This window comes from Marinobacter koreensis (assembly GCF_023156285.1).
Taxonomy (GTDB): domain Bacteria; phylum Pseudomonadota; class Gammaproteobacteria; order Pseudomonadales; family Oleiphilaceae; genus Marinobacter; species Marinobacter koreensis.
On the sequence record NZ_JAKZAJ010000001.1, the window covers coordinates 410,927 to 425,346 of the forward strand.

At 56.8% G+C, this 14,420-nt stretch carries 12 protein-coding genes; 11 read left to right on the forward strand and 1 reads right to left on the reverse strand.

Translation table 11 applies throughout. The features are described from left to right. The first annotated feature begins 61 nt into the window (after positions 1–61). Both MLD04_RS02035 and MLD04_RS02040 read left to right on the forward strand, forming a co-directional pair. Positions 62–1,867: an acyl-CoA dehydrogenase gene (locus MLD04_RS02035; protein ID WP_248154288.1), complete on the forward strand. Its 1,806-nt coding sequence runs from the start codon at positions 62–64 to the stop codon at positions 1,865–1,867. Positions 1,868–1,884: 17 nt separating this feature from the next. Next, positions 1,885–2,664 carry a crotonase/enoyl-CoA hydratase family protein gene (locus MLD04_RS02040; protein ID WP_248154290.1) on the forward strand — a complete coding sequence of 260 codons (780 nt, stop codon included), beginning with the start codon at positions 1,885–1,887 and terminating at the stop codon, positions 2,662–2,664. Positions 2,665–2,806: 142 nt separating this feature from the next. On the opposite strand, the gene MLD04_RS02045 is transcribed toward MLD04_RS02040, so the two are convergent. Next, positions 2,807–4,087, reverse strand: a complete 1,281-nt coding sequence (locus MLD04_RS02045; protein WP_248154292.1) for an alkane 1-monooxygenase — start codon at positions 4,085–4,087, stop codon at positions 2,807–2,809. A gap of 198 nt (positions 4,088–4,285) precedes the next feature. On the opposite strand from MLD04_RS02045, the gene MLD04_RS02050 reads away from it, so the two are divergent. The 9 genes from MLD04_RS02050 to MLD04_RS17790 all read left to right on the forward strand — a co-directional run bounded on the left by MLD04_RS02050 (position 4,286) and on the right by MLD04_RS17790 (position 14,397). After that, positions 4,286–4,555 carry a hypothetical protein gene (locus MLD04_RS02050; protein WP_248154294.1) on the forward strand — a complete coding sequence of 90 codons (270 nt, stop codon included), beginning with the start codon at positions 4,286–4,288 and terminating at the stop codon, positions 4,553–4,555. A 78-nt stretch (positions 4,556–4,633) separates the two neighbouring features. Then, a complete protein-coding gene (locus MLD04_RS02055; RefSeq protein ID WP_248154296.1) occupies positions 4,634–4,927 on the forward strand; it encodes a hypothetical protein in 294 nt (97 codons plus the stop codon). A 362-nt stretch (positions 4,928–5,289) separates the two neighbouring features. Continuing rightward, positions 5,290–6,816 carry an alkaline phosphatase gene (locus tag MLD04_RS02060; RefSeq protein WP_248154298.1) on the forward strand — a complete coding sequence of 509 codons (1,527 nt, stop codon included), beginning with the start codon at positions 5,290–5,292 and terminating at the stop codon, positions 6,814–6,816. A gap of 26 nt (positions 6,817–6,842) precedes the next feature. Further along, on the forward strand, positions 6,843–8,405 hold the full coding sequence (locus tag MLD04_RS02065; RefSeq protein ID WP_248154299.1) for an alkaline phosphatase: 1,563 nt from the start codon (positions 6,843–6,845) through the stop codon (positions 8,403–8,405). Positions 8,406–8,468: 63 nt separating this feature from the next. Then, positions 8,469–9,179, forward strand: a complete 711-nt coding sequence (locus MLD04_RS02070) for a hypothetical protein (protein WP_248154301.1) — start codon at positions 8,469–8,471, stop codon at positions 9,177–9,179. 297 nt (positions 9,180–9,476) lie between these two features. Next, the gene (locus MLD04_RS02075) at positions 9,477–11,117 is read left to right on the forward strand and encodes a methyl-accepting chemotaxis protein (protein ID WP_248154303.1); all 1,641 of its coding nucleotides are present in this window, start codon (positions 9,477–9,479) and stop codon (positions 11,115–11,117) included. A gap of 62 nt (positions 11,118–11,179) precedes the next feature. Then, positions 11,180–11,542 (forward strand): DUF4870 family protein, encoded by a 363-nt coding sequence (locus MLD04_RS02080; protein ID WP_248154304.1) that lies wholly within the window; start codon positions 11,180–11,182, stop codon positions 11,540–11,542. 306 nt (positions 11,543–11,848) lie between these two features. Next, positions 11,849–12,934, forward strand: coding sequence for an OmpA family protein (locus tag MLD04_RS02085; RefSeq protein ID WP_248154306.1), 1,086 nt, complete (start codon positions 11,849–11,851; stop codon positions 12,932–12,934). Then, the gene (locus MLD04_RS17790; protein ID WP_248154308.1) at positions 12,931–14,397 is read left to right on the forward strand and encodes a thrombospondin type 3 repeat-containing protein; all 1,467 of its coding nucleotides are present in this window, start codon (positions 12,931–12,933) and stop codon (positions 14,395–14,397) included. Before MLD04_RS02085 ends, MLD04_RS17790 begins: the two co-directional genes overlap by 4 nt. Positions 14,398–14,420 lie beyond the last annotated feature (23 nt).

Genomic DNA, 14,420 nt, shown 5'->3' on the forward strand with positions numbered 1-14,420 from the left:
GCCGGTTTTAACACAAGCGCCGGTTGTGCCAATCTAGGCGGCAATAAACAGGAGACCATGCATGACAGACACGCTGATTGATCGCCGCGACCTGGCGTTCCAACTCTACGAAGTCCTCGACACCGAATCCCTGATTCAGCGCGACCGGTTCAGCGAGCACAACAAAGACACCTTCGACGCCGTCATTGAAACGGCCGACAAAATGGCCCGCGAAGAATTTGCCACCCACAACAGTGCCGCGGACAAGGACGAGCCCCGTTTCGAAGACGGACAGGTAAAAATGCTCCCGCAGGTCAAAAAGGCCTTCGATGCCTATTCCGAAGCCGGCTTCATCGCTGGCCGTTATGACTATGAACTCGGCGGCATGCAGTTGCCGGAATCCGTCATGGCCGCCTGCAACGGCTTCTTTACCGCCGCCAATCCCGGGACGGCAGGCTACCCGTTCCTGACGACTGCCGCCGCCAACCTGATTCGGATTTTCGGCAACGACCAGCAGCAGGCAACCTTCCTTCCGCACATGCTGACCGGCCGCTTTACCGGCACCATGGCGCTGACCGAGCCCCACGCCGGATCCAGCCTGGCGGACATCCGCACCTCAGCCAGCCCGACGGAAGAAGGCCATTACCTGATCAAGGGCGCGAAGATCTACATTTCCGGTGGCGAGCAGTCCCTCACCGAGAACATCGTTCACATGGTCCTCGCCAAGATCAAAGGCGCGCCCGCGGGCGTCAAGGGTATCTCCCTGTTCATCGTGCCTAAATTCCGGGTGGACGCAGAGGGTAATCCCGGAGAACGCAACGGCGTCAGCCTGGCCGGACTCATCCACAAGATGGGTTACCGGGGCACCACCTCCACCGCCCTGAGCTTCGGCGACGATGCCCCGTGTCACGGTTATCTGGTGGGTGAACCTCACCAGGGCCTGAAGTACATGTTCCAGATGATGAACGAAGCGCGTCTGGGTGTGGGTTTTGGCGCGGCGGTCATTGGTTATCGGGGCTATATGCACAGCCTGGAGTACGCCAGGGACCGTCTGCAGGGCCGCAAGCCCTCCGAGAAAAATCCGGAAAGCCCGCAGGTGCCGATCATCGAGCACGCCGATGTTCGCCGGATGCTTCTGGCCCAGAAGGCCTACAGTGAGGGTGGCCTGGCCTTGTGTCTTTATGGTGCCCGGCTGGTGGATGACCAGAATACCCATCCCGATGAGCAGAAACGCGTCGAAGCAGGAAAGCTGCTCGATCTGCTTACGCCGGTGATGAAAGCCTGGCCCTCCGAGTACGGACCCAAAGCCAACGATCTGGCGATCCAGGTATACGGTGGTGCGGGATACACCCGCGAGTACCCGGTGGAGCAATGCTGGCGGGATAATCGTCTGAATCCGATCCACGAAGGTACCAACGGTATCCAGGCCCTGGATCTGCTCGGCCGGAAAATCTGGCAGGATCAGAGCCACGGTATGCAATTGTTGATGCAGGAAATGCAGGTGGACCTCGAAGCAGCCACCACGGACCGTTGCCAGCAATGGGCGCTGTCGTTGAGTGAAACCCTCCAGCAGGCCGTCAAAGTGACCCAGAGCCTGGGCAAATCGTTGATGGGTGGCGGCAATCCGGACGCCGTGCTTGCCAATGCCTCCTGTTACCTGCACCTGTTTGGGCACATTACCGTTGCCTGGATGTGGCTGCGCCAGGCCAACGTCGCCGCCAAAGCTGTGGTGAACGCGTCCAGTGACGAGGAGCGGAACTTCTACAACGGCAAACTCCAGGCTGCCCAGTATTTCTTCCACTGGGAGTTGCCCACCGTTGCCCAGGATCTGGTTCTGCTCCGCAATCAGGACGATACCTGTCTCAACATGCAGGCCGACTGGTTCTGATATCCGAGGGAGTAACCATGTCACTGGTAAATGTCGAAAAGAAAGGCCACATCCTGCTGATTGGGCTGAACCGTCCGGAAAAAATGAACGCCATGAACCGGGCGATGTACCACGAAATCGCGGCGGCCTATTACCAGCTCGAGCACGATCCGGCGCTTCGTGTGGGTTTGATGTACGCCGAGGGTGACCATTTCACCAGCGGCCTGCAACTGGACGACTGGGCCGGGGTGTTCGCTAACGGTAAAGGTATTGAGCCGGGGGAAGGGGAGCTTGATCCGTTTCATGTCACCGGAGATGGCCTGTCCAAGCCGGTCGTCTTCGCGGCTCAGGGGATCTGTTTCACCTGCGGTGTCGAAATGATGCTCAACACCGATGTCAGAGTCGCCGCCAAAGGCACGCGCTTCGCGCAACTGGAAGTTAAGCGGGGCATCTTTGCCTGTGGCGGCGCTACGATTCGCCTGCAGCGTGAAATCGGCTGGGGCAATGCCCAGCGTTACCTGCTGACCGGGGATGAGTGGACGGCCGACCAGGCCTATCACTGGGGACTGATTCAGGAGCTGGTCGAGCCCGGCGAGCAGTTCGACAGAGCCCTGGAAATCGCTGAGAAGATTGCGAAGGCGGCACCACTGGGTGTTCAGGGAAGCCTCAAGTCGTCAAAAATCGCGGTGAGTCAGGGGCAGGAAGTGGCAAAACAGCGCCTGTTCCCGGATCTGCAGCCGGTGATGGCCAGTGACGATGTCAAAGAAGGGATTCAGTCGTTCCTCGAAAGGCGGGAAGCTGTTTTTAGAGGAAAATAACTCCGCAGCCTGAGCGGGCATCCGCCTCCTTCCTTCCGGGACTGTGCGCAGCAGGGATGCTGCGCTCAAGCCTACACGGATGTATTCACGGCGTGTCCCGGAAGGAAGGAGGCAATTGCCCGCCTGCAGACAAGGTGATGCGTTAGGCCGCGTCAGACTCAGACTGCCCTTGGCGGCGGTTTTCCGCTTCGGCAGCCACCTTGGCGGCATAATCGGCGTACTTCGCCATCAGCTCATCCTTCCGGTCCGGATCCCAGTTGATCTTGCTCAGATCTCCCTCGTAATGATCGATCACCCGCTTGTCCATTTCCTCATACCACCACTTGGGAACGTAGGCCGGTAGCAGCATTGAAGCATAACCGCCAGGCAATTGCGGCGCGTTCTCAAAGTGTCGCAGGGCCTGGAAGCTCCGTGTTGGGTGGGCATGGTGATCGGAATGCCGCTGCAGTTGGTACAGGAACAGGTTGGTGACAATGTGGTTGCTGTTCCAGCTGTGCTCGGGTTTGGTCCGCTCGTATTTTCCGTTCTTGTCTTTCTGACGCAGCAGTCCGTAATGCTCGATGTAGTTGACGCTCTCCAGCAGGCTGGCTCCATAGACTGCCTGGGCGGCCAGGAACGGCACCGCGCGAGGGCCGCATACCAGTGTGGTGGCGCCAAAGAAGCCGGCGCTCATGGCCCAGCCCTGGAGCAGCTCATTATCCAGGCTCCAGAAGGACTTGCCCTTGCGGGCAAGACGGGCCTTCTCGATTTTTATGGATGATTTGATGCCACCCATCACCGTGCGTGGGAGGAACTTCCAGAAGCTCTCGCCCATCCGGCTGCTGGCGGGGTCCTCCGGCGTTGCCATACGTTTGTGATGTCCGAAATTGTGTTCCACGACAAAGTGGGTGTAGGCGGTCGGCGCTAACGCTGCCATCGCCATCAGCTTGTTGAATTTGTTCGACTTGTGGCCGAGTTCGTGAGCTGTATTAATACCGACACCATTGATGGCCCCTACGGTGAGGGTCAGGCCGATCTTGTCCTCCAGGGGCGTCTTTTTCCGGCTGGCAAGCCAGGCCCCCATGAAGGTCATGGCGTACTGGGTAGGAATGAAGGCCTTGACGATCCGGTCGTAGTACTTGTCCTGCTCCAGTGACTTGACGGCGGATTCCGGTGGGTTGCTCTGATCTTCGCCGATGGCGCGGTCCAGTGCCGGAATAATGCCGTGCACCAGAGCCGGGCCTGTCCAGGCCAGTGCCTTGAGCTTTTTCGGGGCAACCGCGTAGCCGGTCAGCGCCGCCAGGCCGATGCCCGGCAGGGCGGGGCCCAGCAACCAGAGATAGCGTTTCGGGTCTTTCCAGTCGCCCCCTTTGCCGGATTCGTCGGTATTGGCCGGGGCTGTTGCCTTGTGCGAATCGATCGCAGGGTTGACCTTGGCGTTCATGTCCTGTTCTCCGTGTGTTGATCGTTATCTGAATTTATGTCGGACAATCTATCAATGCAACAGGCGACGAAGATGTAAAAGTCTTTGGCTCAAAATGACAAAGGGCTGTCTTCTGGAAGATTCAGTGAAGCTGAGCCAGACTTGGTGGAGTTAACAAGAACAACACGCAGAAAGTGCCGCCGCAGGGACGACCAGACCATGACTTTCCAGGCTGAACCGGACCGGGAGCCGCAAAGGCTTATCCAGGACACGCTCCAGGAATATCGAACAACCGGAAGGATGGCAGAAATCATTTACCGCGACGGAGCCGGGCAGGTATGCATCGCCCACGACGTTATTCGGGATGTGTTCAGCCGGGCAGGAAGCGATTTCGTGATGCTTGGCCGTGGTGCCATGCTCGAGCTTGATCACATCATGACCATCGACGGATGGTCGCCCCGGGCGGGAAATGTCCTGACTCAACCGTAATCGCCACGTAATTGCCCTCCAGTTGGCGTTGCCTCACCCTGTGTACCTCGACATTGACACACAAAGGAGGGACACCCTGTGAAACGTCGACTTATGACTGGATTGGTTTTCGCAACGGCGCTTGGTCTTGTCGCCTGTGGTTCTGAAGACAACGAAGGCGTTGATATGGATCAGGCTGCGGAAAATGCCAGTGACATGGCCGAAAATGCCGCCGATAGCACCGAGGAAACCGTCGAAGAAGCAACCGGGCAGGATGAAGGCGCGGTCGGTGAGCTGAAGGAGGGCGCCAAGGATGCGGCCGACGACATGGGCGATGCTATGGATGAAGCCGGCGAGGACGCCAAGAATAGCTACGACAACATGACGCAGTAGTCCTGACCTGAGGATTGCTCCATTCCCCCCCCTAAACACGCACCGGACTCCGGCGCTCTAGCCGGAGTCAGACCAACCGTTCCGGTCCCGTCGCTTGCCGCGCTCCGCTCAATCACAAACTGACGCAACGCTATTAACAATTGCCTCCTTTCATTTTTTCGTCACCTATAAGTCACTGAAATGACACGTTGAAGTGCAACTCTCTAATGGCCAGAGGCTGCGTCGTAATCATGTCACTGACAAAAGTGAACAGCGTGAGACAAACAATTCGATTTCCGCTCGCTTTGACAGGTTTTGACGCTTACTGGCGCCAAGTTCATTTCATTAAAGCAGCACACAAATAATTGAGACGGGAGCAACTTATGGATAAGCGTGCGATAAGCCTGCTGTTGGCGTCAGTCGTAAGCGCAAGCGCCTATGCGGACCTGCCGACTTACCAGAGTGGTAGCAACTGGTATACCAGCGCTCAGGCAACGCTTCAGCAAAGACTGAACTCTGACCGTACAGCTCGCCCTGCCAAAAACGTCATTTTATTCATTGGTGACGGAATGGGCGTCTCCACACTTACCGCCGCTCGAATTCTGGACGGGCAGATGAAAGGCGGAACTGGTGAGGAAAACTATCTCAGCTTTGAGAAGTTCCCTTACAGCGGTTTGGCTAAAACCTATAACACAAACCAGCAGACCCCGGACTCTGCAGGTACGGTCACAGCGATGATGTCCGGCGTTAAAACTAAAGCAGGCATTATTAATGTCAGTGAAGACGTTCTGCGTGGGGACTGCCCGGGCAGCCAAGGTCATGAATTGACGACGGCCTTGGAGCGAGCCGAGGCCTCGGGTCGCGCAACAGGGATCGTAACCACGGCACGCCTGACCCACGCTACGCCCGCAGGTGCATACGCCAAAGTTGCAGAGCGAAACTGGGAATATGAAGCACCAGATGGGTGCAAGGATATTGCGGACCAGCTGGTTTCCTTTGATATCGGCAACGGTATTGACGTGGCGTTTGGCGGGGGTCGTCGGAATTTTCTGCCGAACTCCGTGACAGATATAGAGGGCTCTTCCGGGAAACGCAAGGATGGCCGGGATCTAACGACCGAATGGCGCACGAACCACCCTGACGGTGTCTACGTCGAAGATCAGGCAGGATTTGATGCCATTCCAAGTGATGCCCGACGGGTGTTTGGACTGTTTAATAGCTCGCACATGCAGTATGCCGCTGATCGTATGAACGATATCGCTGGAGAACCTTCGTTGGCGGCCATGACCGCGAAAGCGATTGATGTGCTTCAGAAAGATGATGATGGCTTTTTCCTGATGGTGGAGGGTGGTCGCATTGACCACGGGCACCATGCTGGCAGTGCATACAGTGCATTGACCGACACCATTGCCTTTTCCGAGGCTGTTCAGGCCGCCGTGGACAAAGTAGACCTGGAAGACACCCTGATTCTGGTAACGGCCGATCACAGCCATGTTTTTACAATTGCTGGTTACCCCACCCGTGGTAACCCGATTTTGGGCAAGGTCATCTCTAACGACAGCAGTGGCCAGCCTAAAACCAGCCCGGAACCGGCCAGTGACAACCTTCCATACACAACCGTCAGTTATACAAATGGTCTCGGCTACGCTGACCTCGGGAGCACAACGGATGCGGATGCCCGATACGGAAGTCCCGTAGATGAGGGCCGTAAAGATCTTACAGGTATCGATACAAGGCAGCCAGGCTACCATCAGGAAGCGCTCGTGCCACTGGGATCTGAAACACACGCGGGTGAAGACGTCTCGATTCATGCCATCGGCGCCGATGCCTATCTGGTGCAGGGTGATATGGAGCAAAACCAGATTTATCACGTCATGACCCGGGCGATGGGTCTCGACACTGCGAAGTAAGACGGATGCAGAAAAGGATGAACGTCATGAAACAGATTACCAAACTGAGCTTTGTCACCATCGCCACAGCGTTTCTCAGTGCTTGCGGCAACAGCGACAAAGAATCGGATGTCACTGAGCTTACTGTGCCCGAGGCGCAGGCACAGAGCGCCTGGTATCAGGATGCCCAGCAGAATGTGGAGCTGGCCTCGGAGCGTACAGTCAACCATCAACCGGGTGCGGCAAAGAATGTGATCCTGTTTGTCGGCGATGGCATGGGGATTTCGACGATCACGGCCGCCCGGATTCTGGAAGGTCAGATGCAAGGGGGCAGTGGAGAAGAGCATCGCCTGAGCTTTGAGAAGCTACCGTTTTCAGGGCTTGTGAAAACCTATAACACCAACCAGCAGACACCTGATTCCGCCGGCACCATGACAGCGCTGATGACCGGGGTGAAATCCAAAGCGGGCGTGCTGAGTGTTTCCGAGGATGTTGTTCGAGCGGATTGTGCCTCCAGCCAGGGAAAGGAGTTGACCACGTTGGCTGAGCTTGCGGAAAACAGCGGCAAGTCAACGGGTATTGTGACGACGGCTCGGATAACCCATGCAACTCCAGGTGCGGTATACGCCAAGACTCCAGAGCGTAACTGGGAATATTCAGCTCCAAGTGGTTGCAAGGACATTGCAGCGCAGTTGGTGGAGTTTGCGGCTGGCGATGGTATCGACGTTGCTATGGGCGGAGGGCGACGCAATTTTCTCCCAAACAATGTGACCGACATTGAGGGCAGTTCGGGCAAGCGCACCGATGGTCGAAACCTGGTTGATGAGTGGAAAGCTAAGTATCCGCAGGGCCTGTACGTGCAAACCCAGGCGGAATTCGACGCGCTCTCAGCTGGTACATCCAAGGTTCTTGGTCTTTTCAATAGCTCGCATATGCAGTATGAGGCAGATCGGCAGAATGACATTGCGGGTGAGCCATCGTTGCACGAGATGACTGGCAAGGCGATAGATCTGTTATCCAGTAACGCCAATGGTTACTTTCTGATGGTCGAAGCGGGTCGAATTGACCATGGCCACCATGCCGGTAGCGCCTATAGTGCCCTGACTGACGCGGTGGAACTGTCGAAGGCGGTGAAGGAGGCAATGGAAAAAACAGACCCTGAAAATACGTTGATCATGGTGACCGCCGACCATAGTCATGTTTTCACTATTGCCGGCTATCCGACCCGAGGTAATCCCATTCTAGGCAAAGTGATTGGCAATGACAGCAGTGGTCAAGCGGAGTCTGAACCCACTCTGGCGGGTGATGATTTGCCATATACGACGGTGGGCTATGCGAATGGGCTCGGGTTTGCCGATATTGGTGCCGCGACCGACGCGGATGATCGCTACGGTATGCCAGCCGATGCGGGTCGTAAGGACTTGAGTAATATTGACACAACTCAGGCCGGCTTTCATCAGGAGGCTCTGGTGCCGCTTGGATCTGAAACCCACGCTGCTGAAGACGTCGCTGTTTTTGCCCGCGGCCCTGGTGCGGATTTGGTCACAGGCACCATCGAACAGAATGTTCTGTTCCATGTCATGGCTCACAGTGCAGGTTTGCTGCCGTAGCGTTTAGCAGGTCTTGCCCCCTCGTTCAGAGGGGGCAGTTTAGGGGTTTTATAGGGATTTTTTATGAAGCGGTTTTTATGGATAACCAGTCTGATGGTCGTTTCGGCTTTTTGCCAAGCGGTGGTTGCCTCTGAGTGCATTGCCACACCGCAGCAGGCCGTGAAAGTCGAGTATGAAAATCCTCAGCACGCTGAACAGCGCCTAATTTTCTGGCGATATCAGGGCGAAGTGGCTTGGGAAAACCCGACGTCTGGACAGGTTGCGTTGTGGCATCGCCTGCCTAACGGTAGGGTCGCGATGAACAAATTATTTGCTAAGGCGAAGCGAGGCATCGCCTATGAGCCAGCGGATCTGCATATCCTTGGAAAGGACCAGGACTGGCGGACCTTGGCGGTCCTGGGGAGTCCTAAGATGCTGGGCTTTGGAGAGGATGATCTTGATAGAACCGGGGCGTGGCAACAGAGCCCGTGCTTGAAGATTCAAACCTTTCTCAGTGCTGACCGCGGTATTGCGTTGGAATGGATTCCAGAACTCGCCGTTCCCGCTTCTCTGAAAGTCAAGGGAGCGGGCGTGAACTGGAAGGCTTCGCGTATTGTTGCTGAGGTTTCTGCTGTTCAGAAGCGTTTCGACGAATGGCGCCACTACGAGTTGACTGATTTTGCTGATATCGGCGACATGGAGGCGGACCCGTTCGTAAGTCAAATGATTAATATGGGATTTGTAGAGCATTCGGAACACAGTGCTTACTACGCGAACGGCCAGCCGATTGATTAGGTATCAAGCTCAGACCGCCGTCTGTAATTGTGGAGTGTTGTAATTAAAGAAAGCCCGCTGAGTAGCATAGTTGTTTCAAATTTACAGTTTTCCGCGAGCCCGTAGTCATAATTCGGTTTCGCGGGAAACTCATCTCTTTCCTTCAGAATTTGTAATTCCTGCCGCTATACCCTGAAAGGCAGTGTGCGATGTACGTGCACTAAAGTATGAGTTATTAACTCATATCAATTTATTACTCTCCTTGATGGCCTTCAATAACAAGATGAAAGCAGACAGAACAATAATTATGAGGTTGTTATGGGTTTACTTGAGCGCTCAACGGCAGTCTGGGGACTGGTGGTTGCCAGTGTGTTGGCAGTGGCGGGGGTGTTCGTGGCGCCTGTGTTAGGACTGGACCCCATTTCACTGCTGGTTGGCGTGATCCTGGGATTGGTGGTCGCCAGTGTGTACCTGGTGGTCCGGGTGCTGGAGCCTGCCGAGCGGGGCATCGACGGCCTCAACGATGGCTCCCTTCCGGATGATCATCCGCTGCGGCTGAAATGTGCCGGACTTCTCTCGGATGCGGCCTCTGGCCGGGCGCTGGTCGAAACCCTGTCTGACAGTGCTGACCGTAACGCGATCTCGGCGGCCCAGGTCTCCTTTGCAGCCGATCAGGTGAAGCTGCGACTGGACCGACAGGTGGAAGAAACCGCGCAAATGGCGAGTCACGCCGGCCACATCACTGAAACGGTGCGGGAATCGTCTACTCAGGCCACAGATGCCGCCACCATGGCGCATCAGGCGAGTGTGACCAGCAGCGAAGGTCGGGAGGCCCTGGTCAGCGCTATTGAGAGTGTTCGCCAGGTTCATCAACAGTCGGGTGAGAACCTGCGGCTGATTCAGGAGTTGAATGAAAAATCCAACAAGATTCAGGGTGTAACCACCACCATCCAGGGCATTGCCGAGCAGACCAACCTGTTGGCGCTGAATGCCGCCATCGAGGCCGCCCGGGCTGGTGAGCAGGGCCGGGGATTTGCCGTGGTCGCTGATGAGGTTCGGCAGCTCGCCGGGAGAACCGCCCAGGCAACCAGCGAAGTGGCCGAAACACTGGAAGAAATTCGCTCGGACACCACGCTCATCGTCTCCCGCATCGAAGATCTTGCCAAAAGCATCGACGAAGGGCTGGTATCGGTGGAGAGCGTCGGCGAGCGTCTGGATCAGATCCGGGATCAGTCGGATCGGGTCCAGCAACAGGTCCAGAGAATTGCCGAGATCGACCAGACCAATGAGCAGAGCCTGGCACAGGTCTTTTCGGCCATCGAGACGGTTCGCGACCAGATTTCCGAGAGTGATACCAGCGTCGCATCGCTGGCGGAACAGGCGGCTACCCTGATGGAACTGGCGGAAAAGGCCAACGCGGCCTTTGCCCTGAACAGTGAGGCGAGTTACCACCGGTTCTTCTACGATCAGGCCCGGGACGGCGCCCGCCGGATTGGCGAGTTGTTCGAACACGCCATCGCTGATGGCCGCCTGACCGAAAGTGCACTGTTCGACAAATCCCGCGATGCCATTCCCAATACGCATCCGACCAAGTATGCCAGCCGGTTTGACCAGTTCACGGACCAGGCGCTTCCGGCCATACAGGAACCCGTGAAGGACTCCCACGAGGCCCTGGTTTTTGCGATCGCCTGCGCGCCGGACGGTTATGTGCCGACCCATAACCGGGATTTTTCCCATCCGCCCACCGGCAACCCGGAGGTGGATCTGGTCAAGAGCCGAAGCAAGCGGTTGTTCAATGATCGGACCGGTATCCGCTGTGGCAGTCACACGGAAAACATGCTGCTCCAGACCTACCGGCGGGACACCGGTGAGATCATGCACGACCTGTCTGTACCGATCTATGTCAACGGCAGGCACTGGGGTGGATTCCGCCTGGGATACCGTCCGGAGCATCACTGATGTTCCGGTGTTCCGGGCTGGCTATGTTAAGCTGGTAGAGTAAGTCAGCCAGGAAGCAGCCCATGTCCGATCCCGAGTATATTCCCGCAGATTCCGATCCGGTGCGGCGCCGGTCGGACCCGGCCCGTAACATCGCGGTGCTGGTGTATATCCTGCAGGCCCTTTCCTTCTTTGTTGGCGGCATTACCGGTCTTGTGGGTGTCATCATCAATTACGTCAAGCTGGACGACGTTCGCAATACCTGGATCGAGCGTCACTTCCAGTGGCAGATCCGTACCTTCTGGATCGGCTTGCTGTGGACCGTCATCGGCGTTGTCACCGCCGGCATCATCATCGGCTGGTTTATCCTGCTGGGCATATCGATATGGGTTATCTACCGCATAGTGAAGGGGGCTTTGGCCCTGAACGAAGGGAAAGTCGTCTGAAGACCCTCCTTACCATTTCTGATTGTCAAACAATGTGAAAATTGTCGCGGGTAGATGCCCGCAGCACCTTATCCCACCTGCCTATCTAGGCGATAGGCACCCGGCCTAACTGTCTGACAACCTGATATTTCGTGTTCGCTTTTCCCACCTTCTCCTTTTTTCTTACTGGTTAATGTGACGCAGTTCCTGGAAATGTCGGCCAAATCCTGAGTGTGCCTAATGGCCTAATCTGCCACCGAGGGATACGTGGCGGTAAAACCATCGCTGGAACCCTGTACGGAAACCAAAACAAAAGGGGCAATAAATATGAGGCGAAGTTGGAAACTGAGCTGTGCAACTGTCGCAAGCTGTCTGATCTGGGTGGCTCCGGCGAGCAAGGCTGAAACGGTGCAGCACGAGAGCGAGATGTCTCTGCTCGGTGTCTACATGGTGCCGGATGACAGCCGTACCGACGAATACGGTATGGGCGTGAGGGCCACCTACGGGGCGCGCCTCGACGAATCCTGGTGGCTGGAGCCGACGTTGTTTACCGGTGTCATCGAAACCGGCAAGGCCGGTGTCACCGACTATTACCAGCAGGGCCTGGGTGCCGATATCGCCTACCGCCTTTTCGGAAACGCACCATTCACCCCGTTTGCACTCGCGGGCCTGGGGGTTTCCCGTAACGATGTGGCGAACAACAGCGCCAGTGAATTCGGCGGCTATGGCAACGTCGGATTTGGCTTTCTGTCCTCGCCATTGTCCGACTCAGGGCTACGCCTCCGGGCGGAAGCGCGTTACGTCTACGACAGTTTCGACGGCGGCCAGTCCGACCTCCATTTCGCAGCGGGCATCACGGTTCCCATAGGCGCCACCCGGCGGCAGATTGTGGAAAAGGTCAAATACATCGAGAAACCGGTGGTAGTTGAAAAGGAGCGGGTTCAGGAGCTCGCTGACTCCGATAACGACGGTGTCGTCGATGGCGTCGATCAGTGCCCGAATACCCTGGAAGGCCTGGAAGTCGATGCCGTTGGCTGCGTCAAGACCGACAAGGCCCAGAGTGTTGTCCTTCAGGGAGTCACCTTTGAATTCAACTCCGACCGGTTAACCGCTAATGCGCGGGACATCCTTGTACGGGCGTCGGAAGCCCTGAAAGGACAGCAGGATCTGAAGGTCGAGTTGGCGGGCCACACCGACAGCGTGGGCGGCGCGGACTACAACCAGAAACTGTCGCAGAAGCGCGCCGAGGCCGTCCGGAATTACCTCATCGACCTGGGGGTCGCTCCATCCCGGTTGATCGCCCGGGGCTACGGCGAAACCAAACCTATCCGCAGCAACGACACCGAAGACGGCCGGGAACGCAACCGGCGTGTCGAGTTCAATGTGATCTCTGAGGGAGGTGATCAGTCATGAACACAACAACAATGAGTCTTCCGCTGGGGCTTATGCTGGCCTTGTTCCTCGGATTGGTCGGTTGCCGCGCCAATAGTGGTGATCTGTCCTCTACCGACGGTGGCACCGTCGCCGGAGACACCCAGGTCTTCGATTCCGATGGTGATGGCATCCCGGACAATCAGGACTCCTGTCCGGCAACCGTCAATCAGGGCGTCGACGCCGATGCAGACGGCATCGACGATGCCTGCGATACGGACATTCTCAATTCTGATGACGTGGATGGCGATGGCATTCTCAACGGTGCCGATAACTGTCCGACCGTCGCTAATGCCGACCAGTCCAACGTCGATCGTGACCTGTATGGTGATGCCTGCGACACGGATTCGGACGGCGACGGTGTTGCTGATAAAACCGACAATGGGGACGGCACCTTCTCGACCATTGTGGCAGGCAGTGGCGGCGATAACTGCCCTCTGACCGCCAACCAGGGTCAGTCGGATCTGGATGGCGATAACATCGGAGATGCCTGTGATACCGACACTGATGGCGACGGCGTGAATAATGTGGATGGTAACGGCGACAAGCTGGATAACTGTCCGTTGGTCGCAAATCCGGGCCAAGAGGATAATAACGGGGTTTCAGACGGTGACGGTATTGGCGATGCCTGTGAAAGTGATGATGATTCCGACGGCATTCCCAACAGTACTGATAATTGCCCTTCTACAGCCAACCCGGGGCAGGAAGATCTCGACAGTGACGGCGTCGGCGACGTGTGCGACGCGGACACGGATGGCGATGGGATAGCTGACGTTGGTATGCCAAGTGACAACTGTCCACTTGTCCCAAATTCGAATCAGGCCGATACCGACGGCGATGGCATCGGCGACGCGTGTGACCTGGTAAACGATGCCCAGTACGCCTGTGCCGTATCCGGAGAACAGTATTCCCCGATGCTGGCCAGCGACACGGATATTCAGGCGATTGCCTCGAAAGACCGGTCAGACTGTCTGTTGGGGCTGGGCCTGCTGTGTGATGTGGATGCGCCGGGGAATGTGGTGGACGACGACCTGGAAAACTCCGCAACCATGCTGAATGGCGTTGATCTTCTGGGCCTGTCGACGGTCCATTTACGGGTCGCTGCGACGTCGGGTTTTGCATACCCGGGCAGCAACGCCATTGGTATTGCGTTTAACGAAAGCCCGCAGCTGCTCCAGGCGGATCTATTTGGTGGCAACCTGGTTGTCCGCACGCTCCTAAATGGCGTGATCCAGGAGGAAAGCACCGGTACGGGCGTTCTGGATCTGGACTTGCTGGGCGCTTCGGGGCTGCTCGGCGGCGCCGATAAAAACTTCCTGGTGTTCCAGACCGATCGACGGTTCGACAGCGTTGAAGTGTCCTTCGCACCGTCACTGCTGTCTCTGTTGAACGAAGTGAATGTACAGGCGGTCTGCGCCAGCAAGACGGATGTAACCCTGCCCTAAGTAAAAAGGCCCTCCAGACTGGA

What these genes read in the sequence shown, in the direction of transcription:
- MLD04_RS02035 (WP_248154288.1), top strand. Translation starts at nt 62, where the DNA reads ATGACAGACACGCTGATTGATCGCCGCGACCTGGCGTTCCAACTCTAC.
- MLD04_RS02060 (WP_248154298.1), top strand. Translation starts at nt 5,290, where the DNA reads ATGGATAAGCGTGCGATAAGCCTGCTGTTGGCGTCAGTCGTAAGCGCA.
- MLD04_RS02045 (WP_248154292.1), bottom strand. Translation starts at nt 4,087, where the DNA reads ATGAACGCCAAGGTCAACCCTGCGATCGATTCGCACAAGGCAACAGCC.
- MLD04_RS02085 (WP_248154306.1), top strand. Translation starts at nt 11,849, where the DNA reads ATGAGGCGAAGTTGGAAACTGAGCTGTGCAACTGTCGCAAGCTGTCTG.
- MLD04_RS02065 (WP_248154299.1), top strand. Translation starts at nt 6,843, where the DNA reads ATGAAACAGATTACCAAACTGAGCTTTGTCACCATCGCCACAGCGTTT.
- MLD04_RS02040 (WP_248154290.1), top strand. Translation starts at nt 1,885, where the DNA reads ATGTCACTGGTAAATGTCGAAAAGAAAGGCCACATCCTGCTGATTGGG.
- MLD04_RS02070 (WP_248154301.1), top strand. Translation starts at nt 8,469, where the DNA reads ATGAAGCGGTTTTTATGGATAACCAGTCTGATGGTCGTTTCGGCTTTT.
- MLD04_RS02050 (WP_248154294.1), top strand. Translation starts at nt 4,286, where the DNA reads ATGACTTTCCAGGCTGAACCGGACCGGGAGCCGCAAAGGCTTATCCAG.
- MLD04_RS17790 (WP_248154308.1), top strand. Translation starts at nt 12,931, where the DNA reads ATGAACACAACAACAATGAGTCTTCCGCTGGGGCTTATGCTGGCCTTG.
- MLD04_RS02080 (WP_248154304.1), top strand. Translation starts at nt 11,180, where the DNA reads ATGTCCGATCCCGAGTATATTCCCGCAGATTCCGATCCGGTGCGGCGC.
- MLD04_RS02075 (WP_248154303.1), top strand. Translation starts at nt 9,477, where the DNA reads ATGGGTTTACTTGAGCGCTCAACGGCAGTCTGGGGACTGGTGGTTGCC.